At 55.7% G+C, this 25308-nt stretch carries 25 protein-coding genes; 21 read left to right on the forward strand and 4 right to left on the reverse strand.

The features are described from left to right. The first annotated feature begins 61 nt into the window (after positions 1-61). The 4 genes from Q1A07_RS04765 to Q1A07_RS04780 all read left to right on the forward strand — a co-directional run bounded on the left by Q1A07_RS04765 (position 62) and on the right by Q1A07_RS04780 (position 3450). Positions 62-349: a hypothetical protein gene (locus Q1A07_RS04765; RefSeq protein ID WP_299778284.1), complete on the forward strand. Its 288-nt coding sequence runs from the start codon at positions 62-64 to the stop codon at positions 347-349. Between the two features lie 185 nt (positions 350-534). Continuing rightward, a complete protein-coding gene (locus tag Q1A07_RS04770) occupies positions 535-2010 on the forward strand; it encodes an FAD-binding oxidoreductase (protein WP_299778286.1) in 1476 nt (491 codons plus the stop codon). Next, a complete protein-coding gene (gene ald / locus Q1A07_RS04775) occupies positions 2001-3119 on the forward strand; it encodes an alanine dehydrogenase (RefSeq protein ID WP_299778288.1) in 1119 nt (372 codons plus the stop codon). Before Q1A07_RS04770 ends, ald begins: the two co-directional genes overlap by 10 nt. A gap of 43 nt (positions 3120-3162) precedes the next feature. Further along, the gene (locus Q1A07_RS04780; RefSeq protein ID WP_299778290.1) at positions 3163-3450 is read left to right on the forward strand and encodes a hypothetical protein; all 288 of its coding nucleotides are present in this window, start codon (positions 3163-3165) and stop codon (positions 3448-3450) included. Between the two features lie 33 nt (positions 3451-3483). On the opposite strand, the gene Q1A07_RS04785 is transcribed toward Q1A07_RS04780, so the two are convergent. Next, a complete protein-coding gene (locus tag Q1A07_RS04785) occupies positions 3484-3981 on the reverse strand; it encodes a heme-binding protein (protein ID WP_299778292.1) in 498 nt (165 codons plus the stop codon). A 76-nt stretch (positions 3982-4057) separates the two neighbouring features. Between Q1A07_RS04785 and Q1A07_RS04790 the strand changes: the two genes are divergently transcribed. The 9 genes from Q1A07_RS04790 to argE all read left to right on the forward strand — a co-directional run bounded on the left by Q1A07_RS04790 (position 4058) and on the right by argE (position 12248). Further along, the gene (locus Q1A07_RS04790; protein WP_299778294.1) at positions 4058-4687 is read left to right on the forward strand and encodes a Crp/Fnr family transcriptional regulator; all 630 of its coding nucleotides are present in this window, start codon (positions 4058-4060) and stop codon (positions 4685-4687) included. Positions 4688-4921: 234 nt separating this feature from the next. Further along, the gene (locus tag Q1A07_RS04795; RefSeq protein WP_299778296.1) at positions 4922-5842 is read left to right on the forward strand and encodes a LysR substrate-binding domain-containing protein; all 921 of its coding nucleotides are present in this window, start codon (positions 4922-4924) and stop codon (positions 5840-5842) included. Positions 5843-6032: 190 nt separating this feature from the next. Next, the gene (locus Q1A07_RS04800; RefSeq protein ID WP_299778298.1) at positions 6033-7076 is read left to right on the forward strand and encodes a threonine aldolase family protein; all 1044 of its coding nucleotides are present in this window, start codon (positions 6033-6035) and stop codon (positions 7074-7076) included. A 1-nt stretch (position 7077) separates the two neighbouring features. Then, complete coding sequence (locus Q1A07_RS04805) at positions 7078-7845, forward strand: amino acid ABC transporter ATP-binding protein (protein WP_299778300.1); 768 nt, start codon at positions 7078-7080, stop codon at positions 7843-7845. A 29-nt stretch (positions 7846-7874) separates the two neighbouring features. Beyond that, positions 7875-8675 (forward strand): ABC transporter substrate-binding protein, encoded by an 801-nt coding sequence (locus Q1A07_RS04810; RefSeq protein WP_299778302.1) that lies wholly within the window; start codon positions 7875-7877, stop codon positions 8673-8675. A 61-nt stretch (positions 8676-8736) separates the two neighbouring features. Further along, on the forward strand, positions 8737-9426 hold the full coding sequence (locus tag Q1A07_RS04815; protein WP_299778304.1) for an amino acid ABC transporter permease: 690 nt from the start codon (positions 8737-8739) through the stop codon (positions 9424-9426). A gap of 9 nt (positions 9427-9435) precedes the next feature. Beyond that, positions 9436-10125 carry an amino acid ABC transporter permease gene (locus Q1A07_RS04820; RefSeq protein ID WP_299778306.1) on the forward strand — a complete coding sequence of 230 codons (690 nt, stop codon included), beginning with the start codon at positions 9436-9438 and terminating at the stop codon, positions 10123-10125. Positions 10126-10246: 121 nt separating this feature from the next. After that, a complete protein-coding gene (proC, locus tag Q1A07_RS04825) occupies positions 10247-11050 on the forward strand; it encodes a pyrroline-5-carboxylate reductase (RefSeq protein WP_299778308.1) in 804 nt (267 codons plus the stop codon). A gap of 58 nt (positions 11051-11108) precedes the next feature. Continuing rightward, positions 11109-12248 carry an acetylornithine deacetylase gene (argE, locus tag Q1A07_RS04830; RefSeq protein ID WP_299778310.1) on the forward strand — a complete coding sequence of 380 codons (1140 nt, stop codon included), beginning with the start codon at positions 11109-11111 and terminating at the stop codon, positions 12246-12248. A gap of 637 nt (positions 12249-12885) precedes the next feature. Here the strand turns inward: argE and Q1A07_RS04835 are convergent. Beyond that, complete coding sequence (locus Q1A07_RS04835) at positions 12886-13899, reverse strand: LacI family DNA-binding transcriptional regulator (RefSeq protein ID WP_299778312.1); 1014 nt, start codon at positions 13897-13899, stop codon at positions 12886-12888. Between the two features lie 138 nt (positions 13900-14037). Here Q1A07_RS04835 and Q1A07_RS04840 point away from each other — a divergent pair, with 138 nt between their 5' ends. The 7 genes from Q1A07_RS04840 (at position 14038) to otnK (ending at position 21741) form a co-directional block, all read left to right on the forward strand. Continuing rightward, the gene (locus Q1A07_RS04840) at positions 14038-15117 is read left to right on the forward strand and encodes a sugar ABC transporter substrate-binding protein (protein ID WP_299778314.1); all 1080 of its coding nucleotides are present in this window, start codon (positions 14038-14040) and stop codon (positions 15115-15117) included. A 76-nt stretch (positions 15118-15193) separates the two neighbouring features. Beyond that, positions 15194-16723, forward strand: coding sequence for a sugar ABC transporter ATP-binding protein (locus Q1A07_RS04845; RefSeq protein WP_299778316.1), 1530 nt, complete (start codon positions 15194-15196; stop codon positions 16721-16723). Beyond that, a complete protein-coding gene (locus Q1A07_RS04850) occupies positions 16716-17681 on the forward strand; it encodes an ABC transporter permease (protein WP_299778318.1) in 966 nt (321 codons plus the stop codon). Before Q1A07_RS04845 ends, Q1A07_RS04850 begins: the two co-directional genes overlap by 8 nt. After that, a complete protein-coding gene (locus tag Q1A07_RS04855; protein WP_299778320.1) occupies positions 17678-18631 on the forward strand; it encodes an ABC transporter permease in 954 nt (317 codons plus the stop codon). The genes Q1A07_RS04850 and Q1A07_RS04855 overlap by 4 nt, the downstream gene beginning before the upstream one ends. A gap of 1 nt (position 18632) precedes the next feature. After that, the gene (locus Q1A07_RS04860) at positions 18633-19574 is read left to right on the forward strand and encodes an SMP-30/gluconolactonase/LRE family protein (RefSeq protein ID WP_299778322.1); all 942 of its coding nucleotides are present in this window, start codon (positions 18633-18635) and stop codon (positions 19572-19574) included. 20 nt (positions 19575-19594) lie between these two features. Then, entirely contained in the window at positions 19595-20491 is an 897-nt protein-coding gene (gene ltnD, locus Q1A07_RS04865) for an L-threonate dehydrogenase (protein ID WP_299778324.1), read from the forward strand. Further along, a complete protein-coding gene (gene otnK, locus Q1A07_RS04870; protein WP_299778326.1) occupies positions 20491-21741 on the forward strand; it encodes a 3-oxo-tetronate kinase in 1251 nt (416 codons plus the stop codon). Before ltnD ends, otnK begins: the two co-directional genes overlap by 1 nt. 409 nt (positions 21742-22150) lie before the next feature. On the opposite strand, the gene Q1A07_RS04875 is transcribed toward otnK, so the two are convergent. Together Q1A07_RS04875 and Q1A07_RS04880 are read right to left on the reverse strand one after the other, a co-directional pair. Next, on the reverse strand, positions 22151-23662 hold the full coding sequence (locus tag Q1A07_RS04875) for an ABC-F family ATP-binding cassette domain-containing protein (RefSeq protein ID WP_299778328.1): 1512 nt from the start codon (positions 23660-23662) through the stop codon (positions 22151-22153). A gap of 439 nt (positions 23663-24101) precedes the next feature. Next, positions 24102-24254, reverse strand: coding sequence for a hypothetical protein (locus Q1A07_RS04880; RefSeq protein WP_299778330.1), 153 nt, complete (start codon positions 24252-24254; stop codon positions 24102-24104). A gap of 12 nt (positions 24255-24266) precedes the next feature. On the opposite strand from Q1A07_RS04880, the gene Q1A07_RS04885 reads away from it, so the two are divergent. Continuing rightward, positions 24267-25247, forward strand: a complete 981-nt coding sequence (locus Q1A07_RS04885; RefSeq protein WP_299778332.1) for a LysR family transcriptional regulator — start codon at positions 24267-24269, stop codon at positions 25245-25247. Positions 25248-25308 lie beyond the last annotated feature (61 nt).

The following is a 25308-nucleotide window of genomic DNA, read 5'->3' on the forward strand; positions in this document are numbered from 1 at the left end:
GGAATGTGGGCCGGTCGCACGCTGAGATATTGCTGCCACCCGGCGTCTCAGTGAAATCCTGATGGTCCACGAAAAGCTCTGTGTCTCTTTCGGAGCCCCGCAAGCCTCGTCGTCCTTTGAGCATGATTTGAACAAGAATGGCATAATCTTTGATAGTTTTTCAACGAAGGCGCAGGAAGCAAAAAAAGCCAGCTTTCGTGGCACGATTTCTCGAGTTTTCCTGCTGTTCCGCAAAAAAAGGGGATTTGCTTGTGAAAACCCGAGTAAGCCTGTGTTGTTTTGCCTGTGCTTTCTGACGTTCAAGGCAAAAAATTCTGCGCGCCGCGCAGTTTCAGCGCGATCAACCTGAAACATGAGGCAAGGCACCGGCATCAATTGCTGACCCTTCGTGTCCCAGCACCATGGCTCAGTCACAGTTGGGAGCTCATGCGGACTGAATGACGCGGGTTACTACTCCCACTGGGCCAATTTTCCGCAGACAATTCTTCATTTGCATCACAAAACGAAATTTCCTGAGCAGGCAAAGAGGTAGCGTTGCCTGCAAAGGAACGGAGGTGTGCGATGGAAAGCTGCGAAAGCGTACTGGCGGAACTGAGCGCGGAAATCGTGGTGCAAGACCAGGATATTATTCAGAGTTACACCACGGACTTCAGAAACAAGTACCACGGCGCGAGTCCGGCCCTCCTGAGGCCAAGATCAACTGCGGAAGTGGCCCGGATCGTGGAATTGTGTGGCAACCACAACATCGGCATTGTCCCGGTCGGAGGCAACACAAGTTACTGCGGTGGCGCCACGCCAAGCCCGCAAGGCAATCAACTTCTTGTCAGTCTCCAACGGATGAATTCAATCCGCGAGGTGGACGCCAATGACCTCTCGATGACCGTCGATGCCGGATGCCTGCTGTCCGACATTCAGGAAGCGGCAGAAGCGGAAAAGCTCTTCTTCCCGCTTTCGCTAGGGTCTCAGAAATCTTGCCAGATTGGTGGAAATGTCTCGACGAACGCGGGTGGCGTTTCGGCCGTCCGGTACGGCATCACCCGCGACCTTGTCCTGGGGCTGGAAGCTGTCCTGCCTAACGGGCAAATCCTGAACAACCTCGCCCCCCTGCGCAAAGACAACCGTGGTTACGCGCTTCATCATCTTCTGATCGGGGCGGAAGGCACGTTGGGGATCGTCACGGCGGCATCCCTGCGCCTGCATCGGGCGCCAACAAGTCAGGTGACTGCATTTCTGGCTGTTCGGGAAACCTCCGATTTAATGCCGCTACTGGCCATGGCACAGGGTGCAACGGGCGAAGCAGTGACATCCTTTGAATACATCTCACATGCATCGCTGCAAATGCTGCTGAATAAATCGCCCGGCCTCAGGCACCCAACTGAAGAGCAGTCAAAACACTATGTGCTGATCGAAGCCGCGACATCGTCCACTGTGCATTCTCTTGATCCCGCAATCGAAGCTTTCCTTGAGGCTGGAATGGAACAGGGAATGATCCTGGATGGCACCATTGCAGCCAGCGAAAAGCAGCGCATGGACCTCTGGAATCTACGGGAGCATATCCCGGAGGGCGAAGTTCTAAACGGCGGTTCCATCAAGCACGACGTCTCGGTGCGCGTATCACAGGTGGCCCAATTCATTGAACTTGGATCAGCGCTTGTCGCGCAGTACGGACAGGGTGCCAGGCTGTCAATCTATGGACATGTTGGTGACGGGAACATTCATTTCAATGTCCTTGCACCAGAGGGCGCAGAAACCAACGCCTTCTTCGAAATGCTCGAGGCTGAGGTCTCACCACGACTTTATGACCTCATCGCAAAGATGGATGGCTCCTTCAGTGCCGAATACGGGCTCGGGCAGGACAAGCTAATGCTCAACGAGATCTATGGTGACCCGGTCAAGGCTAACCTGATGGCTACCCTCAAAGCAGCGACAGACCCAAAAAACATCATGAACCCCGGCAAGGTCGTCGCCCCTCGCCAACATCAAACCCAAGAGGTAAGAATATGCGCATAGGTGTTCCAAAGGAAATCAAGAACCACGAGTACCGGGTCGGACTGACCCCGGAAAGCGTGTCAGAACTGGTGGCGCGCGGCCACAGTGTTCTTGTCGAAACGAGTGCGGGTGCCGGGATCGGTGCTGTTGACGACCTCTATGTCACAGCCGGAGCCGAAATCGCTTCAACCGCCGAAGAGGTATTCGCGCGCGCTGACATGATCGTAAAAGTAAAGGAGCCTCAGGCGGGAGAGCGAAAGCTGCTGCGCGAAGGCCAGATCCTTTATACCTACCTTCATTTGGCACCTGACCCGGAGCAAACCAAGGATCTGGTCGAATCCGGTGCTGTCTGCATCGCCTACGAAACCGTAACCGACAAGAACGGGGGCTTGCCGCTTTTGAAGCCGATGAGCCAGGTCGCCGGACGCATGTCTATCCAGGCGGGCGCGGCTGCATTGGAAAAGGCACATGGTGGCCGCGGCGTGCTGTTGGGCGGCGTCCCCGGCGTCGCACCGGGCAAGGTCGTGGTGATCGGCGGTGGCGTCGTAGGCTTCAACGCGGCACAGATGGCGGTTGGGCTACATGCTGACGTGACCATTCTCGACCGCAACCCCGAAGTTCTTGAACGTCTTGAAAATCACTTCGAAAGCTCAGCAAAGGTTATTTATTCAACACAGGCAGCACTTGAGCGCCATGTTTCCGAAGCAGATCTCGTTATTGGCGCTGTTCTCGTTCCAGGTGCCGCTGCACCCAAATTGGTCACCCGCAAGATGCTCACTCAAATGCAGCCCGGAGCCGTGATTGCAGATGTGGCGATTGATCAGGGTGGGTGCTTTGAGACGTCCAAGGCGACAACGCATGCTGATCCGACATATGTCGTTGACGATGTTGTGCACTATTGCGTTGCAAACATGCCTGGCGGTGTTGCACGTACGTCAACCTACGCGCTGAACAATGTCACGCTGCAACATGCGCTGGCCATCGCTGACAAAGGTTGGAAATCCGCTCTCGATGCGGACCCGCATTTGCGGAACGGGTTGAATGTAGCTGATGGAAAAGTAACATTCCGCGCCGTCGCAGAAAACCTTGGCTATGAATATGTAGCGCCTGAGACGTATACGGTCGAGTAGAGCCAGGTTGCCAATATTGGATCCCCGATTTTCAACTCATCGGTTGGAAATCGGAGAGGTCTTTTTCCCGCTCTTGCTGGTTTTTGCAAAGCGCGTTTTAAACGTTGCTCGAAATGCTGCGGCAAAGAAACTCGTCCAACGCGCGCCAGCAAATTGGGCAGGCTGTCCCGGCATCGCAATCGAAGCAGAAACGTGTCGCTATAGCACATGGCGAAAAACCTGGCTCACCCAACGCTGCCTGACATCAAAGATGTGGGTGCGTTGGGTGATAAGCGATGTCTCAGGTGTTTGGCATGATGCTCTGATGAGAAGCAACATTCTCATCAATTGATCTGTTGTTGTTCCGATCAGGCCTGTGGCAGGTTCAGTCAACCCCGCCGGTGATCACGCGCTCAATGGAAATCTCGCCGCACTCTTCTTCAAGGTCCGGATCCGGTGCGCCAGACAGTCCAAGTGCGCCGACAAGCATGCCTTCGTAGAAGACTGGCAAGCCACCGGTCAACAACAGGATATCGTCCTCCATTTTGCCCAGTTGGCTGAAACCTTCGGCTTCCGGAGCCCTGCTCAGAACGGAGGTGGGGATCTTTAGCGCCGCTGAGGTGTAGGCTTTACGAAAGCTGGTATGCACCGTGTTTGCTCCGGTCCCATTTCCGCGGGAAAAGTATACCAGACTGCCCTGATCATTCACTACCGATGCAGAGATGCTAACGTCGGATTTCTCACATTCTGCGATGGCCTCTTTGGCAATCTTTTCGGCGAGTTCGACCGTGAGCACATATCGCTGCGGCAATTCAACCGCCAGCGCAGCAACAGGCAAAATGGACAAGATAAGGGTGGCGGCAATCTTAGGTGTTCTCATCATCAGACTTCCTTTACATTAGATGGAGGCATGTTAAGTCCGACCGCACTGTCAAACGACAATCCCGATTGCATTTGAGATGGAAAATCTGACAACCAGGAATTGGCTCACATATTGTGCTCCCGAAACACGGACCCGTATCGAAAAAAGGCTCAGGTCTGTCCGGTTTTCCAAGGGTGCACTGATCCATCAGATTGGTGACCGGGCCGATGACCTCTTTTTGATTGAAAACGGACGGGTCCGGTTCGGTGCATCAAGCGAGGACGGAAAGGAATTGATCGTACGCGATCTCGAACCGGGTCAGTGGTTTGGTTTTATCGGATGCTTCGGGTCCGGTGTTCGGCCGAATGATGCGGTGTCGTTGGCAGAGACGAAACTGCTGATCATCAGCCGTCGTGAGATCGAGGAACTCGGCCGCTCTGACCCGATGCTATGGCGCGCAATCGCAGGAATACTGGCCACCTACGTCGCCCACTTTTACAGAACGTATGAGAATTCTGTATTCCTGCCACTGGAAAAGAGGCTGGCGGCAACACTCAAGCAACTGTGCACCTGGCAAGGAACAACAACGTTGAACATCAGCCAAGGGGAGTTGGCCGCAATCATGGGCATTACCAAGGAGGCCGTCGGTTTGCATCTGAATGCATTGAAGTCGAGAGGTGTTGTTGAATTGGGATACCGCAGTATCTCGATTCAGAGCGTTGATTAGGGTCCTGACCCTAACTGAACGCAGCGTGCTGAGTGCGTCGGCCTGCACTTAGGGCTGCGATGGTCATTAGGGCAGACCGAGGCGGCAAGGTGTCGTGCTGGCCTATTCTATCCAGGAGGTTGGTTTGAACGGAGCCGTTCCACCGTTTCCATTGATTGATCCATTGCGATAGAGCTAAACTACGTTTCCTTGGCGCTTAAGAGCCATCGGCGTCGAAATCTCTGGATCTTACACTTGCAGCTTAACTCTCGCCTTCTTGAATGCTTCCATGCCACGATGACGGTCGGCACGGTGACGGGAGCGGCCGAACTGCTCAACACCTCCCAACCAGCGGTGAGCAGATCGTTGAAACAGTTGGAAGACGCCACCAAGATGAAGCTGTTTGTGCGAACGGGAAATCGGGTCGCACCGACTCATGAAGCACAATTGCTCTATGAAGAGGTCGACCGATCTTTCAGGGGGTTGAAGCGGATCAGCCGGGCCGCGGAGGAAATCAGAAACCTGCAGCAGGGGAAAATCCACATTGCCTGTGCACCGGCCTTTTCCCAGGGCTTCCTGGTCGACACGGTGAAAGCCTTTCGCAAAAGCAGACCCGGCGTACAAACTGTCGTCACGACACGGCAAACGCCAACAATTGCAGAACTAGCAACTTCGCAGCAATGCGATCTTGGCCTGGCAGCCTATGCGATCGAGCCAGAAGGAACGGAGTTTGAAATCTTCACCGATGCTCCGGAAATCTGCATTCTCCCTTTGGGTCATCCATTGTCCTCAAAACGTGAGATTACTCCGGGTGACCTGAGGGACATCGACTTCGTTGCCCTCGGCAATATTGATCCCTACTCACAACGTCTTCAGCGGGTTTTTGATGACAGCGGTATTCCCACGACAAATGTCCTGGAAGTGCAGAACTCGCTGATGGCCGGCGAAGCGGTTGCACAGGGGCTTGGGGCCGCGATCATCAATCCGTTTTCTGCCTTTAGCTTTCGCCATCGCAATGTGGTCTTTCGACGGTTTTCGGTGAACCTGAAGTTTTCATCCAGTTTGCTGCGGTCAAAATTTCGCCCGTCCAGTAGTCTGGTCGATGAGTTCAGAAAGTGCCTGTTTGATACGCGTGACGCGTATCTGAAAGAGTTGGAAATCCTGCTGACGTCCTGATCTTACTGTCAGCTGGGTCTGTGGTCTGCGGAAACAATTACGAAAACCGCAAAGCTCTCAGTATATCAAAAACGCATGCCAATCCCCCAAAGTTATATTTTTGTCATGCCCACTCGGCTGACATGCTCCTCGCACACGCAACGCGCAAACGTTGCGTTGGTTTTACAAGCCAGCCGAGGAGAGCGCAGGAATGTACGATTTTTACGCCGATACAAAGACGAAACCAACGTCCGAGATGCGTCGCGTTGTGTTGGACTGCGTGGTGGGCGATGAGCAAAAAGACGAAGATCCCACAACCACCGACCTCTGCACCCGGGTGGCAAAGCTTCTCGGCAAAGAAGCGGCAGTCTTTTTGCCTTCGGGCACTATGTGTAACGAGATCGCGATCAAGGTGCACACCAATCCGGGTGACGAAGTCATCTGCGAGCAATCCTGTCACATCATTAACTTCGAAACTGGCGGACCTGCCGCAATCAGCGGCGTCATGATTAAAGCCCTGCATGGGCAAAACGGCATTTTTACGCCCGAGCAGGTGGTCCAGGCTATTCGACCAAACTCCCGCTACATGCCAAAATGCACTTTGATGTGCGTTGAGCAGACCGCAAACATGGGCGGCGGTGCTATCTGGCCACTGGAACAGCTTCAGGCCGTTGCGAGTGCCGCGAAAGACGCAGGTCTGGCGACCCATATGGACGGCGCGCGCCTGATGAATGCCGTGGCAAAAAAGGGCATTTCTGCCGCCACCTATGCTGAAAACTACGACACTGTCTGGATTGATTTCACCAAGGGTCTTGGCGCGCCGGTTGGCGCCGTTCTGGCTGGGTCAGAAGACTTCATCGCGCAAGCCTGGCGACTGAAACAACAACTTGGTGGCGCGATGCGCCAATCCGGGATCGTCGCGTCGATGTGCCTCTATGCGCTTGATCATCATGTGGATCGTCTGAGCGATGATCATGATCTGGCGCAAAACCTGGGCGATCAGATTTCCAAATTGAATCTCGTGAAAGAGGTTCTGCCGGTTGAGACCAACATCATCATTTTTGATCTGAAGGACACCGCCCCAACCGCCGCCGAGATTGTCGCGTTGCTGCGCAGCGAGGGCGTTCTGGCCGGCGCTTTTGGGGACCGCCGCATTCGGATCGTGACCCACCTGGACGTCGACGTCGCTGCGGGTGAGATGCTCATGGCCGGCCTGAACAAATACTTGAACTCAGATGCTCAGGAGGTCGCGTGACATGGCAAATGTAACAGCGCAGAATGACGTGCTGGTAAAGGTCGAAGGTCTGTCAAAGATTTTCAAGACGGCCGACGGACGCACCATCAACGCGCTGACGAATGTGAACACATTTGTCGATCGTGGCGAGGTTGTTGCCATCATCGGACCGAGTGGATCAGGCAAGAGCACGCTCTTGCGTACGATGAACGGTCTTGAGACGATCTCCGAGGGCCACATCCACATCGATGGAATTGATCTGGTGGATAAGAATACCGACATGAACGCGTTGCGCGCCGATGTCGGGATGGTGTTCCAGCATTTCAACCTGTTCCAGCACAAGACATCGCTCGAAAACATCACGCTGCCTCAGACGCTGGTGCGAAAGCGGACGAAGTCCGAGGCGGACCAGATTGCCATGGACCTGCTGCGGCAACTGGGGCTGGACCATCTGGCCAACAACTATCCGTCTCAGCTCTCGGGTGGCCAGCAACAACGGATTGCCATTGCCCGCGCCCTGGCCATGCAGCCCAAGCTGATGCTGTTTGACGAGGCCACATCGGCACTTGATCCCGAAATGGTTGGCGAAGTGCTCGACCTGATCAAAGGGCTCGCCAACGACGGCATGACCATGTGCCTTGTCACGCATGAAATGAACTTCGCCCGCGAGGTTTGTGACCGGGTGATCTTCATGGATGCCGGTGAGTTGGTCGAAACCGGCAAACCGGCTGAATTTTTCGCAAAACCGTCCACGGATCGCGCTCAGCAATTCCTGGACAAAGTTCTCTGACAATCATCAACCCAAGGGAGGAACCCAAGATGAATTTCTTTAAAACCCTCGTTGCAGGCGCTGCCACATTCGTGGCCGCTCATACAGCGACTTTCGCACCAGCCAATGCTGACACCGTGCAGGAGATCGTGAACCGCGGAGTGCTGAACGTCGCCGTGCAAACGCAAGGCCCTCCGTTCAGCTTTGTGGACAAACATGGTGAGCGTACAGGCTTTGCCGTCGAAGTCGTTAAGCTGATTGCCCAGGATATGGGCGTAGAGATCGAGTTCCAGGACTATGAGTGGAAAGGTCTTATCCCGTCGCTTCTGGCCGAAAAGGTCGATTTCATTGCGGCGGACATGACACCCACCCCGCAGCGTGCGTTGCAGTTGGTCTTCACTGAGCCCTTCTATTACAGCGACGTTGTAGCCTACGTCGCAGGCGGTTCTGAAGCTGCCACCTGGCAGGACCTGAACACTGAAGGTGTGAAAATCGGCGTTCCCCAGGCAAGCTCCCACGTGAAGTTTGTGCGCGATAACATGCCCAACGCTACGGTTGTTGAACTGTCTGGCGGCAGCCCTGCTGTGGCTCAGGCTTTGTCCGTCGGGCGCGTCAATGCGGGCGTGACCTCGCGCGAGATCGCCACGCAGTTCACCACCGAATTCGAAGGCGTTCGTGTTCTTGACGGCACCATCGTGCAGTCACCGCTCAGCTTCCCCGTGCGTCCGACTGATACGCATCTGGAATCCTGGCTGAACAACTGGTTCCGCATCAAAAAAGCAGATCGGACAATCGAGCGCATGCTGGACTACTGGGTGCATACCGATGCCTGGGAAGTTGACCACAAGTAAATCTTGAACCTGACCGTGCGGGGCCGCGCCCCGCACGGTTAACCATTAACGGGAGGGGTAAATGAGCCTGATCGAGTTCTACAACTACAGGGTTGTTTCGCAATATCTGCCCGAATTCGCCTGGGGCCTTTGGGCCACGCTGTGGATTTCCTTTGTCTGCCTCGTGGGGTCTCTTATTCTTGGCACGCTTGTGACCGTTGCCAGACGATCCCAGAAGAAGTGGATATCCCTGCCGGTCACAGCCTACGTTGAAGCTGTCCGCAGCACGCCTCTTCTGGTGCAGCTTTATCTCGTCTACTACGGCCTGTCTCAGATTCCGGTTCTGAACGTCCCGGTGCCTGCTCTGGCGTGCGGCATTTTCGCGCTGACCGTTCATACCGGCGCTTACATGAGTGAAATCATCCGTGGTGGCATTGAGGCCGTGGATCGCGGCCAGTTCGAAGGTGCCAAGGCCGTCGGCATGACCGAACGGCAAACGATGATCAACGTCATCTATCCGCAAGCCTTTGCAAAGGTGATCCCCTCACTTCTTGGGCAGGCCGCTGTTCTGGTTAAAGACAGCTCCATCCTTAGCTTCATCGCCGTATTCGAATTGCTGGGAGCCGGGCTGATCATACTGTCTGACCGGGTGATGCCGACCGAAGCCTTCATGACAGCGGCCTTCGGGTATTTGCTGATCTACCTGATGATGCTGGTGGCATCGAACAAAATTCAGAAAAAGCTGGCGGGCAACGCCTGGAAGAGCCGGTAGGAGGTCGCAATGTTTGAACTCACATTACAAACCATGCCTTTTCTTCTGGAAGGGTTCCTGAACACCATCCTGATCTCGCTCGCCGCTATCTCTTTGGGCAGTTTTGTTGGGCTTGTGCTTGGGCTGGGCCGAACGGTTGGACCGAAGCCCGTCAAGAACATTATCGGGCTTTATGTTCACCTTGTGCGGGCGACCCCATTTCTTGTCCAGATCTACATCGTCTACTACGTGCTGCCGACAACGAAGCTCTCGATCTTTGACTTCTCCAACTTCATGGCCGCCGTGATCGCCTTGACGATATATACCTCATCCTACACTGCCGAGATCGTCAGAGGGTCGTTGGAGGCCGTGCCAAAAGGGCAGTGGGAAGCGGCGGCGGCAGTGGGCATGAAGATGCGCCAGCGGCTGCTGAACGTGATCCTGCCGCAAGCCTGGAAGCTGACCTTGCCACCTTTAGCCGGCGTTTATGTTCTGGTCATCAAGGGCACATCCATCCTGACCGTCATCGGCGTTGTGGAGCTGATGCGCCAGGGTGAGGACGCCATTCATCGCCATCCCGCACACATCATGTGGATCCTGTTCCTCGTGGCCAGCCTCTACTTCATCTACTGTTTCCCGATCCTTCGCGGCATCAAATACATGGAAAAGAAAATCGCTGCGAAAGGCGCAAGAAGCGTCGCCACAGATGCGCAGTGGTAACCACCCTGAACTCGGCCAAGCTGCACTTCTGATGTAACTCGGTCCGCAAAATACCTCCCTGGAGGCGGAAGAACAGGCAACCTGTCGAGCAGGTTATGCATAAAAAAGAGAACGAACCGTTATGACCAAAACAGCACCTCGAACCCTGTTCCTCGGAGGCGGCAATATGGGACGCGCCATTCTGAATGGGTATAAGACTGGTGGCGGCAACATGTCCGAAATCGCGATCCTGGACCCCTTTATAAACGAGGCGCATGCAACTGATCTGGGGATAAGCACCGTCTATCGTGACTACGCCGAAATCCCTGAAGTTACAAAATTCGCGATGATTGTTCTGGCCACAAAACCGCAGGTGTTCGAAGCGGTCAGCCGCCCCATTGCCGACTTCCTTGATCACAAAACGCTGGTCATTTCGATCATGGCGGGCGTAAGCAGCGCCCGGATCGTTCAATCGATTGGTCAAGACGTCGTGGTCGTGCGGTGCATGCCCAATATGGCCGCCGCGGTTCAGAAATCCGTCAATGTTGCCTTTGCAACAGATGCCGCGACCAAGACACAGTTTGAGGCGCTGTTTGCAGGCTCTGGTCCTGTTCGCTGGGTTAAAGACGAGGATGACATTCACGCAACAACCGCAGTTTCAGGCAGCGGCCCGGCCTATTTCTTTGCCTTCACCGAAGCGCTGGCGCTGGCAGGTGAGCAAGCAGGTCTTGAACCACAATTGTCCCTGGAGCTGGCAATCGACACGCTCATCGGCGCGGCAGAACTGTTGAAACACAACCGCGCGCCGTCCCGGTTACGCGAAAGCGTGACGTCAAAAGGTGGCACAACCGCTGCCGCACTGGAACAATTCGCTCTGCACAACAATCTGAATGCGATCGTGATGGATGCCGTCATGGCAGCGCAATCCAGATCCAAAGAGTTCTGAAATGGGGACGGGCACACCTTCCTCGATCTTGCTCTCCGCGGTTTTCGGGTAGCTTGTAATGCAAGACACTCTGACAATCCTCGAGCGGCTGTGTGCATTTGATACGACCAGCCACAAGACCAACCTGGAGTGCATAGAGTACTGTCGACAGCTGCTTTCGTCAGCTGGGTTCGATGTGACCATCCTGCCGAATGCTGAGGGATCGAAGGCGAACCTTCATGCCGTCACAGGACCAAAAGAAAGGCCTGCGCTGGTTCTGGCCGGGCACACAGACGTGGTTCCCGTCGGGGGCCAGCAATGGACATCCGATCCATTCAAACTGACACAGAAAGATGGAAAGCTGTTCGCGCGTGGTGCCGTTGATATGAAAGGGTTTCTCGCGGTCGCGCTTTCCCTCGCCACGACATGGGCTACGGAAGCTCGGGATCGTTCGCTGCACCTCGTTCTCACTTATGACGAGGAAACTGGCTGCTTCGGCGCGCGGGAAATCTCCGGCTACCTACGCAAAGTTATACCAGCCAATAGCATTTGCATTGTCGGTGAGCCGACCGATATGCGTCCGATCGTGGCGCATAAGGGCATTTTGGGTCTTCGGGCAACCGTGGAAGGCTCAGAAGGGCACGCCGCGACAATCGCAACCAAATCCAACGCCATCCATTTCGCATCCGAGCTGGTGCAGTATCTCCTGGGAAAGTCGCAATACTATTCTGCAATGTCGAGCAAGAACACCTATGCTACCCCCAAATCTACAATACAGGTCGGTCTCATACACGGCGGCCAAGCACGCAACATGATCGCGAAACGCTGCGAACTGGAGTTTGAATTCCGGCACCTGCCAGAGGATTCAAGCGACGTTTTCCTGACAGAGCTGAATGCATTTATGACATCGGACCTGCTTCCAAGAATGACTGGAAACCAGGAGGACGCGTCTATTCAGATAGAGACGCTTTCCAATGTTCCCGCGTTCAGGGTGACCGAAAACAGCGAATGCTTAAGGGTGTTGAAGGAGCGTCTCGGGCCGGTCGAAATCGGATGCTGGGATGGCGTTACCGAGGCTGGCTATTATGCTGATGCTGGTTTGGACACGATCATCTGCGGCCCCGGTTCCATTTCTCAAGCGCATCAGCCAAATGAGTACATCGCTGCGCGCGCTTTAGAAGACTGCAGCAAGCTATTGCGTTGTTTAGCTTTGCACTGAAGGGAAGTACTTCGCCATGAAGCTAACATTGGAGCCCTTGCAGCGAAGGTTCACTTTGTCCCGCGTCTCGTAAATTCGTCTACAAAACTTCTCCGCGCGATGAACGAACGGCGGCTATCTCTGCCGCTGCGCAGCGCTGTGCTCCGAGCACTTGCCGCGATTTTCGTGCAGCATGCGCTCGCAGCGAAGAAAGTGAATCACAGGTTAGGAAAATTGGGCGGCTCAGCTAACATGCCTTAAGGACCTGGCCCGGTAGCAGCGCTTCCCTGTTCGTTCCTATTCTATCGCTGATACCGGACCAAAATTTCCCTGTTAACATGTTTAGGGGAATCCCACCCAAACTGCTGTATTCTTTGCCGAAACAAAGTCGACAAGCTAGATTATCGGCAAAATCGGCATTTTTTCCCTGTACTTTCCCTGTTAACAGGGAAATTTGGCACAGACTGCCTAGCTTAGGACTGCGTCCACAGCCACAAAATCTCTTTGTGTGTCGTCCGGCGTGAATCGCCACTTGTCCGGCTAGAGATGCAACTTTCGTCGGGTAAGAACGCAAATTTGCAAATGAAGTTCAGGTTTTTTGGGGATAACCGACGACCGCAGCCTTTCAGTCTGCAGGGCCTTTGAAAGACATCCGTCACTAGCACGTTTGTCCCGCGATGAGATTGAACCCCAAATCGACTACTCTTCCGGCGTCTTCCGCAAGATCAGTCTCTGGCATGGACAGGAATTTCCCTGCTTGTTTCCCCATCTCGTAGCGAGGAGTTTCAACGGTCGTCAGGCCTACGGGTAAGGCCTCAAGAAATGGCAAACCGTTAAAGCCTGCGAGTGCAATATCTTCAGGCATCCGGATGCCGTTTGACAGGCAATGCATGATGCCGCCGGTTGCTAAATCATCGTTCGAATAGTAGATCGCGTCTGGTCTGTCGGGGCGCGACAAGATTTCTGCGGTCATCCGGCGCCCTTCCATCATTGAGGAAGGTTTTGAACTGATATTCTCGGACAGCAAAGTTGCGCCTGCGTCGCGTAGCGTTCGTCGGAAACCTTCGAGCCGCTTGCCAGCCCTCAGATCGCGCCCGCTATGGCTGCCTGCGTAGGCAAATCTGCGGTGCCCTTGCGCCAACATGTGCTTTGCGGTGGCATGACCCGCAGCAATCTGAGACATGCCGAAAGCCAGTGAAATCGGTGTGCCATCAATGTCCATGATCTCGGCAACCCGGACACCTGCTGCTGCAATCGCAGCCCGCGTGACATCAGAATGCTCCAATCCGGTCAGCACGATGCCGGAAGGACGCCAGGACAACAGGTCACGGACGAGTTCATCTTCCTTCGCCTCAGAATACTCGGTGACGCCAAAGACGGGTCTGTACCCCGCCTGTGTCAGAGCATCCGTAATACCGCTAAGCACATCGTTGAAAACAGAGTTCCCAAGCGTTGGCAGAACAACCGCGACAAGTGGCGTTTTCTCGGACCTGAGCCCGCGTGCCAGGCGATTTTGCACATAGCCAATTTCCGCCGCCGCCGACCTGACGCGGCTTCGGACTTCTTCAGAGATGTAGCCTTTGCCATTCATCACCCGAGACACAGTCATCTGACTCACGCCAGCCTTCTCGGCAACGTCATCCATGGTTGGGCGAGTATTCCTAATTTTCATTTAGTTTCCTGCCTATTGCGCGGCGGCGTCTGACCGGGATGAGAGAAAGGCTTGACACATGTTTACGTAAACATATTAATGATGGCCAGTATGTTTACGTAAACATATAAGTATTTCGACGAATTGGGAGGATATCAAATGAAAAAGTTTCTTTTGGGGACGGCGTTGGCGGCGGTCACTGCGACATCAGGCTTTGCAGACACCTACCGGCCGGAGTGCTTTGTCCCGGCACCTGGGACAAGCACGATTCAGGGCGAGGCTAAGGACGGACCTTACAAAATTGCATTTGTGAACGGTTTTGCCGGCAACGACTGGCGCATCGCCGCCATTCAGGCGTCAAAAGCCTGGGCAGCGCGGCCGGAAAACGCCGCAAATATCGAGGAGTTTACGGTCGTCTCGGTTGGCAACGATAGTGCTGCACAAATTGCAGCAATAGATAACTTCATCGCCGCCGGTTATGACGCCATTACCTTTATCGCGGTCAACCCAAGTGCCTTTGAGCCGGTGATCCGCCGCGCAGACCGCGCAGGCACCGTGCTGGTCCCGTTCGACAATGTTTTGGATACTGACAAGGTGGTCCAGATCAACGAAAGCCAGCTGGAGCTTGGCCGCCTGAAGGCACAAACGGTCATGGATGAGTTGGGGGGAAACGCCAGCAAAATCCTGATGGTCAACGGTCTGCCGGGCAATGCCACCGATCGTGACCGTCGTCTGGGCATGATGAGCGTTCTGGAAAAAGTGGAGGGTCTTGAGATTGTCGAAGTGGTTGGCAACTGGGATACTGGCACAAGCCAAAAGGTTGTTGCTGACGCGCTTGCAACCCACGGCGAATTTGACGCGGTCGTATCACAGCACGGGGCCGCTGGCACAATCAACGCGATGCAAGCGGCGGGGCACCCGATTGTCCCGATGGGCGTTGACGGCGAAAACGGTGTACGCATCCTGATGGATGAATTGGACATCCCCGGCATCTCAGCGTCACAGGCCCCGGCCATGTCTGCTATCGCGCTCGAAGCAGCCGTCGCCCTATTGCAGGGGAACGAACTGCCGCAAACCGTATTCCTGCCAATCCCGCAGGTCATGGCAAGCGATCTGGAGGCGGGCGTGAACTACTTCCCTGATCTGCCCAAGTCTTTCAACACAGGCACCGGTTTTCCGGACTGCATTGCGCCGTTCACTCCAGAAGAGCTGATCGGCCAAAGCGCTGACGACACCTAAGCGTCTGGCACCTTCTCCCGGCGGCATCCAATGTCGCCGGGTCTACGATCCCATTTACTATAGTCGGATGGTTCAAATGCCGCGATCAGAGACAGCTATTGTGCGCTTGTCTGGCGTCTCCAAAACCTATGGGGCAACCAAGGCGTTGTCAGATGTGGACTTCGCCTGTTTCGCGGGCGAGATTCACGCCATTCTCGGCGAGAACGGCGCCGGCAAATCAACACTGATGAAACTGGTCTCCGGGGTTATCCAGCCCACCTCCGGGCATATCGATGTTGATGGGACCAGGACAGATCTGTCCTCACCGGCCGATGCGATGGCGCGGGGCCTGATTTGCATGTTCCAGGAACTCTCACTGGTTCCGGATTTGACGGTTCGCGAAAACCTGATGCTGGGCGCGCCGGGGCGCGGCCTGGGACGGCTGGATACGGCGGTGGTTGAGCGCGCGCAGGCAATCCTGTCGCAAATTGATGGCAACGCCATCCGGATGAAGGCGCGCGTTGCTGATCTGACATTGGCCGAGCGTCAGCAGGTTGAAATCGCAAAGGCGCTTTCGCGCAATCCAAGACTTCTGATCCTAGACGAAGCAACCTCCGCCCTGAACGCCTCCGTCGTGGAGAAAGTATTCCGTCTGATACGGGCCAGACGCGACGCGGGCGTCGGCGTCTTGTTCATTTCGCACAGGTTTCACGAAATCGAAGCGCTTGCGGATCGCATCTCGATTTTTCGCAACGGGTCCCATGTCGAGACCTTTGACAACGGGGCCTATGACTACGGTGCGATCATCAGCAAGATGGTTGGCCAGCGCATTGACGACCTGTTCCCGGCAAAGCCTGATCCGGTTGCCGACGCTGAAGAAGTTATCAGCCTAAATGGTTTCGGCTGGAGCGACACGTTGGATGACGTTTCCATTGTGTTGCGAAAGGGCTGCATCACGGGTCTTGGCGGATTGGATGGGCAGGGTCAGGGCGAGGTTTTGCAAGGTCTGTTCGGGTTGCTCAAGAGCACCCGGGGAGATTGCATGATGGATGGGTGGAAAATCACGGTAAACCATCCAAAAGCCGCCAAATCGCCGACGCTTGGCATCGCTCTGGTCCCGGAAGACCGGAAAACCGAAGGTCTGGTGCTGGAACAGAGCATCGCGCACAATATGGAACTCGCCGCTTTAGGCGTTGAGGGCATCGATGCGGGTGATCCCGCCATCTACCAACCCTTCATCGACGCGCTGGAACTCAAATGCGACAGTCTGGATCAGACGGTTTCCGAACTGTCAGGGGGAAACCAGCAAAAGGTGGCGCTCACCAAGTGGCTGTCGCTGGGCCCGCGATGCATGTTGCTCGCCGACCCGACCCGTGGAATTGACGTCAAAACCAAAACCCAGATCTACGCCCTGCTCAGACGGTTGGCAGACAGCGGCGTCGCCATCCTGCTGCTGTCCACAGACTACGAAGAACTGATCCACCTGTGCGACGACGCGCATATTTTCTACAACGGACGTGTCGTGCGCCAGCTTTCCGGTGCCGATATCACGGCGGAAAACATCATCGCCGCGTCCCTGAACATGCATGAGACGCCAGCCGCCGCCGAGGGGACCGCTCATGCGTGATCTTCTGCGCGCGAACCAGCGCGAAACAATCGCCTTTTCGGTTCTGGTGGCGTTGCTGGTGTCTTACCTTGCAACACACCCCGCAGGCCCGACCACTTATGTCATGACAATCTGGGCGAACCAGTGTCTCATCCTGGCTTTGGCCGCCATTGCGCAGTTCTTTGCCGTCATCGTGCGTGGCATTGACCTGTCGGTTGGGGCAATCATGGCGCTGACCAACTGCATTGCCTCCTATCTGGTCATTGGGACCGGTGCCGAAATGGCGTTTGGCATCATCGTCGTCCTTGCCGCCGGGGTCGGTTGCGGGGTGTTGAACGGTCTGCTGGTCGTCTACGGCCGTATCCAGCCCATCGTGGTGACCCTCGCGACGGCCTCCGTGTTCGTTGGCCTTGCACTGCTGTTGCGGCCCACCCCCGGAGGACAGATCGACTATGACCTCGCCGATGCGCTGACCCTGGATGTGCTTGGCGTGCCGACGGCGCTGGTCATCACCGCGGCTGTGATTGGGTTGATTTGGGTGCCCCTGCGCCGGACGGGCCTGGGATTAGGCCTGTATGCGGTTGGCTCGTCCGAACAGGCGGCCTTTCAGTCCGGCATGCCGGTTGCAAAAATTCGACTGGCCTCCTTTGCCTTGGGCGGCTTGTTTGCGGGGCTTGCCGGGCTTTACTTCAGTCTGGTCACAACGACAGGTGATGCCGGGATCGGGCCAAATTTCACGTTGAATTCGATCGCGGCCGTTGTCCTGGGCGGGGTGGCACTGCGAGGGGGTGTCGGCACGTTGACCGGGGCAATCGCCGGGGCGTTCATCCTCAAGACAATCGGGGCGCTGATGTTTTTCTCGGGACTTCCGCCACTGGCACAACCCTTCGTCGAAGGCCTGATCCTGGCCGCAGCAATCGCCATCGGCGGAGCAGACGTTCTGCGCGTGAAGAACAAGCTGGAGGTGTTCGGACGATGAGCCGCCTGATGCGACGTTTGCCCGATATCGACAGCCTGGTGCCTTACATCGGGACCATCCTGCTCATTCTGGGGGGCAGTATCTTTTACCCTCAGATCCTCGGGGTTGATTACCTGACGCAGCAACTACAGATCTCGGCGTTTCTTGGATTGCTTGCGCTGGGGGCGACCCTTGTCATCCTGCTGGGTCACATTGATTTGTCTGTTCCATGGATCTTGGGCGGTGCTGCAATTCTCTCGACCTCCCTTGCGGGAACGGGCGACACGGTTTTGACCGCGCTGGCAATCCCGGCCGCGCTCCTCTTTGGGGCATTGATCGGCATTGTGAATGGTGTTGGTGTCGCGATCCTACGCATTCCGTCGATGGTCTGGACACTCGCGGTCAATTCGATGCTGTTGGGCGTCGCGGTGCTGAATACCGGCGGGTTCAACCCCAAGGGCGAAGCAAGTAACACGATGATTTGGCTTGCAACTGGTCAATTGGCCGGCATCCCGGCGGCCTTTATCGTCTGGATGGCCGTTGCTGGAATGATGGCTCTCCTTCTCACCCGCTCAGGTTTCGGGCGCTACCTGTCGGCCATTGGCTATAATGAAAAGGCGACTTTCCTGTCAGGTGTTTCAACGCCATCGGTCATCTTTGCAGCCTTTGCGATTGCAGGGGTCTGTTCAGCGCTCGGCGGTGTCTTGTTGGCGGGCTATGCAAACCAGGCCTATCAGTCGATGGGCGATCCGTTCCTGTTGCCAACGATTGCAGCCGTCGTCATCGGTGGCACGTCAATTCTGGGCGGACGCGGCAGCCTTGTGGGCACGATAGGTGGTGTTTTGTTCATTACCTTGCTGACGTCAATCCTGTCGGTGATGCAAATCTCGGATGCCTGGCGCAACATCACCTTTGGCATGATCATCATTGTGATGCTTCTGCTTCAGACACTGCGCAAAAAGGGGGGCTGATATGAGCGCTTACTTTGAAACCTTTGACCGTTCATTTGCGGATATGGTCGACACCAGCCACCCGCCCGAATTGATTGCCAGCGGTTTTACATGGACAGAAGGGCCCGTCTGGATAAACGAGACGCTCTACTTCAACGATATTCCCGCCAAGCGCATGATGAAGTGGCAAGACGGGAAAGGCGCAAGTGTCGCATTGGAAAACAGCGAGTTCGCAAATGGGAATACGCGTGACGCAGAAGGGCGCATGGTGTCCTGCGAACATGGCGGACGCCGTGTCATTCGGCGGCTTGATCCAGAAGACGCACAAGCGGTGGAAATGATCGCAGATCGCTATCAGGGCAAGCGACTGAATTCACCCAATGATGTCGTCGTCAAATCGGACGGATCCGTGTGGTTCACGGACCCTCCCTATGGCATCAACTCCGATGTCGAAGGGTATCCGGCTGAAAGCGAGCTCGATGGATGTTATGTCTTCTGCGCAGCGCCTGATGGCGCCCTGACGGCCGTTGTCACTGATTTCGACAAACCAAACGGGCTGGCGTTTTCACCGGATGAAACAAAGCTCTACATCGCTGATTCTGGGGCCATTCGCGGCGCCAGCTTTCCGGGGATCGACCACAGCCTGCCGCACCATATTCGCGTTTTTGATGTGGACGGCACAACGCTGTCAGGCGGGCAGGTCTTTGCTGAAATTGCGCCGGGGGTGCCAGATGGGTTTCGCGTCGATCACGAGGGCCTCATCTGGACCAGCGCTCTGGACGGCATCCATTGCCTTGACCTAACAGGCAAATGTCTGGGCAAAATTCGCCTTCCGTCACAAACCTCCAATATCTGCTTTGGTGGGAGCAGCGGAACGGAGATGTTTATCACCTCTTCGGATTCGGTCTGGCGGGTTCGTTCCAACCGACGCGACGCAGCACATAGCCGCGAAACACAAACCTGATATCGGTAGAGGTATTCCAGATGCAAAGTAAGATCGCTGTTATTGGTTTGGGCTCCATGGGGTATGGCATGGCGCAATCATTGCTGCGCGCCGGGCATACGACCTATGGCTATGATATTAACGCCAGGACGACGGAGCGGTTTCAGGCCGAGGGCGGAGAAACCGAAGATTTATCCCGAATTGTTGGCACCTTGGATGTCGTGGTCGTGGTGGTTCTGAATGCGGAACAGACCCAGAGCGTTCTATTTGACCCAGAAGGTGTCGTGGCGCGGCTGAAGCCGGGCGCGGCGGTCATGGCCTGCGCGACCGTCGCACCGGAGTTCGCGCGCCAGATGGCGGCGCGATGTGGTGAGGCGGGTGTTCATTATCTCGATGCGCCGATTTCCGGTGGATCCAAAAAAGCGGGCGAAGGGGCCCTGAGCATCATGGCCTCCGGTTCTGCCGAAGCCTTTGCCGCCGCGCGACCGGTGCTCGATGCGACGGCAAGCACGGTTTTCGAACTGGGTGACAGTGCCGGCGCCGGTTCTGCAATGAAGGCGGTCAATCAGTTGCTTGCCGGTGTGCACATCGCGGCAATGGCCGAGGCGATGACCTTTGGGATGACCCAGGGCGTGGCACCCGACACCTTTGTTGAGGTGATCAGCCAATGCGCCGGTACCTCATGGATGCTGGAAAACCGCGCGCCCCACATCGTGGCGGGCGATTACACTCCGCATTCTTCGGTTGATATCTGGCCAAAAGACCTTGGCATTGTTCTCGATGCGGCGAAGTCCGCCAAATTCGGGGCACCACTTACCGCCGCTGCCTTGCAGCAATTTTTAGCCGCCTCAGGCTCCGGCTTGGGGCGCGAAGACGATGCCGCTGTCGCCAAAGTCTATGCCCGCAATGCAGGTCTGACGCTTCCGGGAGACGTCTGATGTTGCTGGGATGTATCGGGGATGATTTCACCGGCTCGTCGGATTTGGCGAACACGCTGTCCAAACAGGGGATGCGGTGCGTGCAATACACCGGCATTCCGTCCACACCTGCGCAAAGCGACGTCGAGGCGGGGGTCATTGCCCTAAAGTCACGGTCTATCCAGCCTGCGGATGCAGTGAGCCAATCCTTGGAAGCGTTAAACTGGCTTCTGGCACAAGGGTGCGAGCAGATCTTCTTCAAATATTGCTCGACCTTTGATTCCACGCCCGAGGGGAATATCGGCCCGGTCGCCGATGCATTGGCAGATGCCTTGGGCGCGCAACAGGTCATCGTCTGCCCCGCGTTTCCCGGCACAGGCCGTTCCATCTACAAAGGGCATCTTTTCGTCCACGATCGGTTGCTCAATGAAAGCGGATTGCAGGATCATCCGCTGACACCCATGACAGACCCCGACATTCGCCGTTGGCTGACACCGCAAACCAAATACTCTGTTGGTCACGTCGATGCCGAGGCGGTTCTGTCCGGTGAAAAGGCCATCAAAAATGCGATTAATGCAGAACAAGGCGCCGGTCACAGGCTGATCGTTGTTGATGCGTTACGAGATGCAGATTTGATGGAAATAGGCGCTGCCGCAGATGGTTTGCCGTTGGTCACGGGTGGATCTGGCGTAGCGCTTGGCCTGCCGCGCAATTTCGAAAAGCGTGGTCAGATGACAGCTGCCAAAACGAAGTGGCGCGGCGAGAGCGGGAAATGTATCGTGTTGTCCGGGTCCTGCTCGAAAGCAACGCTTGGTCAGGTCGCTTTGCACAGCAAGACGAACCCAACCTATGAAATCGATGCGAAGATGGTGATGACAGGCCAGTTGAGCCCTGCGACTGTAACCCAATGGCTGATCGATGCAGATGGCGTTCCACTGGCCTATAGTTCCGCTGATCCTGCGGTCGTGGCTGACATTCAAAGGCAATTCGGACGGGATAACAGCGCTGCGGCGCTTGAATCGTTTTTCGCAGAGGTCGCCCGCCAATTGGTTGACGCAGGTATTCGCAAAATCCTCACCGCTGGCGGTGAAACATCGGGTTCCGTTGTTGAAGGTTTAGACTTGAAAACGCTCGAAATTGGGCCCGAGATCGATCCAGGCGTGCCTGCCTTACGGGCAGGTGCCACGCTTGTCATCGCGCTGAAGTCCGGTAACTTTGGAGCACCGGACTATTTTGAAAAGGCAGCTGCCATTCTTGGCGTGGACCGGTAACAGCAATCGCCCAGCGCGAACTGATCTGCGCCCTTGCCAAGTCGACGTTTGAACGCGAATTGACGGGCGGCTCTACCGGCAACCTCTCAACCCGAACAGATAATGGTGCGTCACCCGTTTAGCCCGAAGGGATACGTTTTGGACAACTTGGTCCGGCACTTTTGTCGCGCTCTGGACTGCGCTCGTGAAGTCAAGCAACTGACGTGGAACCACGACCAATTCCGGGCCTTGCCGAAACTTCAAATGCTCCTGCGCGGCTTGCACAAAAAACGGAGATGTGACGGCGCGCGGGTTTAAACCCGCGCCACCGACAGTCCTGTGTGACCTTTCCGACATTCACAATGTCAGCACCAATGCGCGTTTCGACGCAAAGCGAAATGCCTCTATCGAGAAGCGATTGAACAATTGCCTATTTGACATCCATTTGGATGTTCAGGAACTGATCCGGCGCGTCAACTTCTTCTAGCGTCCTACCCTTGATCCACCAGAAGCGGTTGCCAACGTTCTTTAAAAATCTGCGGTCATGGCTGACAAGCAGGCAGGACGCGCCATGGTCGATCAATTCCGCCTCCAAAGCCTCCTGACCTTCAATGTCCAGATGGTTCGTCGGTTCATCAAGCAAGTAGAAATTGGGGTTCCTCAAGCGCAGGATCAGCATCCCCAATCGCGCTTTTTGCCCGCCGGACAAGGCGTCGACCCTCGTTTCCTGCATTTGCATGGTGATGCCTGCCCCTGCCAGAACTGCGCGCGCCCGCTGGTCGCCGATATCGAATTGCCCGGCCACTGCATCCATTGGCGTTTTATGCTCGGCAAGTTGACTCAGGTGCTGATCTGAATAGGCAGGCACAATAGAAGGCGCACATTTGATCGCAGAACCCGCACCACTAAACGCCTCTTGGATCATTTTAACCAATCGTGTCTTACCGGTGCCGTTTGTGCCCAGCACAACGACACGGTCGCCTCTGGTAATCCATTTCCGACCGGTCTTGTAGAGCAGTCGCCCATCAGGTGTCTCAACAGAAACATCGTCCAGAGTGATCAGCGCCTTGGCATGAGTGCCACTGTTTGCCAGCCTGATGTCGCCCGCAGATTGGTCGCGGTGGGCGGGCTTGGCAGCAGCTTCCATCTTTTCGGCCCGGTCGGTGAGTTGACGGGTTTTGGTCAGCAAAAGATCAGAACCGGAATTAATCCCGACGTTCTTGAGCTTTGCCGCCTGGCGGCGCAATTGCTGGGCCTTGTTCAAGTCATTCGTGAATCTTCGTCCATCAGCCGCGTCAGCCTCGTCCAAAGCAGCGCGCGCAGCCGTAAAAGGGAGTTGGAATACTCGGGAGCGTTCCGGACGCAGAAACATCGTACGATTGGTCGTGTTGTCAAGAAACTCCCGGTCATGAGAGATGATGACGACCGATACGGTGTTGGGTAACGACGCCAGCCACCCTTCCAGCAACGCGATGCGAGAGAGGTCAAGGTGATTGGTTGGCTCGTCCAGCAACAGAACATCCGGTTCCGTGATCCAGACAGCGGCCAACATTGCAGTGCGTTGCCAACCACCGCTCAGCGCGGCCAGAGGTTGGTGCTGAATGTCATAGGGTACCTTCAGATCGTCTAGTAGCACATCGACACGCCAGCTTTCATAGTCGGCTTGGTCGGTCGGAAGTGCGCCCAAGACCAATTGGTAAAGGGACAGGTTTTTGGTTTCAACAGGCAGGTTTTGCTTCACATATCCGACCCGGACGCCACGCGCGCAGGTGATCTCGCCGCTGGTTTGGTCAAATTCACCAGCAATACAGCTGAGCAGTGTGGATTTGCCACGCCCGTTTGCAGCGACCACGCCCATTCTGTCGGCTTTGGAAATGGTCAGGGTCAGATCTGCGAATAGCGGCACGCCAAGCGTCACGCTCAAGGCGTTGATATTGATCATGTTCATAAGAGTCTCGGTTTAAGAAATGGGGGCCGCGGCGCGGCTTTGGGCAGACCAAGAGTGAAAGTGTTCCAAGGTCAGCCCTGCAAACGAATTTACAGGGCGACGCGGGGGCCATGCTGAAGTCGGCGGATGATACGCATGCTCAGCTGGTGCCCTCCCGTTGTTGCTTGTTACCGATGGCACGATGGTAAAAAACAATACCGTATTTGGCAACGGTCTTGGTGTCATCCGTCGTGCATGCGGTTTTGTCTGACTGAGAGCCTGGTCTCCGCATGATGGCGCTGCGCGGATCAATGGCTTTTATGCAGAATGCAACATCACCCAAAGTGGGTCACTCAGACCTTAGCTGCGTTGAAAATGGATGCAGGGGCTGTGCTTTGCTTGCTCTGAAGAAAATTGCGACGCCCGGATACAATGAGGTTGCATGACCGCTCTCCTACTCTTCCCGCTCCCGCAGCAGAGTCCGGAGGTCGTCGCGTGTCAGCCCGATATCGTTCAACCACCGATCGTCCTTACGTAGCAGCATCCACCCCATGGAGTCCCGCCGTTTACGCAAAGCCCGCCAGCGCTTCCAAAATTTCCAGATCATATCTCGCCCGCCTTGTTACTCTTCAAGACTGGCATCGGCGATTTGTTGACATCAATCAAACGCATAGTAATTATGGGTGGTATTCTATTTTCTGATGGATATCCTACGATGCTGCCACCACTCGACAGTGATCTCATGCGAAGCTTTCTGGCTGTCGCGGATTCCGGTTCGGTCACCCGTGCTGCAGACTATCTGGGCCGCACCCAGTCGGCCGTTTCCATGCAGATCCGCAAATTGGAAGACAGTCTGGGGCAAAGCATTTTTATTCGCCAGCCACGTGGCGTCAGCCTGACAGAAAGAGGTAAACAGCTCATGCCTTATGCCCGACGCGTTGTCGGACTGCTGGATGAGGCAGCAACCGCGCTGCGGGAAAAACCGCTTTCCGGCCCGGTGCGCGTCGGTATTCCCGATGAATATGTGCAAAGTATTTTACCGTCTGCCCTCGCCTCATTCTCACAACGCCACCCGGACACGCAGGTGACAGTGCGCTGCGATTTCAGCGCGCCGCAACTTGCCGCTTTGAGTGCTGACAAGATTGACCTGGCGGTGATCTATGAAGGCTACAGTGAAGACGAAGCCGAAGTTCTTGCTGTTGACCCCACCGTCTGGGTCACGTCCATCTCGCATTCGCAGCATTTGCGCCGACCGTTGCCGATATCCATTTACTTTAGTTCAGACTGGTGCCGCGACTATGCTCTCCATTCGCTGGAACAAATTGGGGTGAATCACTACTTTGCTTTCGAGTGCGACACATCTGCGAGTATGCGAAGCGCGGTCGTAAACGGTATTGCGGTAGCACCGTTGTCCCGCAGCTCCATTCCACCTGGGTGCAGGGAATTGACGGCTGAGGATGGGTTTACGATTGTCGACAATGCGCGTGTTGTATTGCGCCGCAATCCTGCAGGCACATCAGCGGCGATCGATGCGATGGTTGTCACACTCCGCGATGCGTTTTGCCCGCTGACCGACGGAAACACTGGCATGCATTCATAGTGCTGTACTGAACCGCTCTGCCTGCAAGGTTTTTCCAATGCGCAAAGGAGCCCCTGCCCAA

The organism is uncultured Roseobacter sp., assembly GCF_947492555.1.
Taxonomy (GTDB): Bacteria; Pseudomonadota; Alphaproteobacteria; order Rhodobacterales; family Rhodobacteraceae; genus Roseobacter.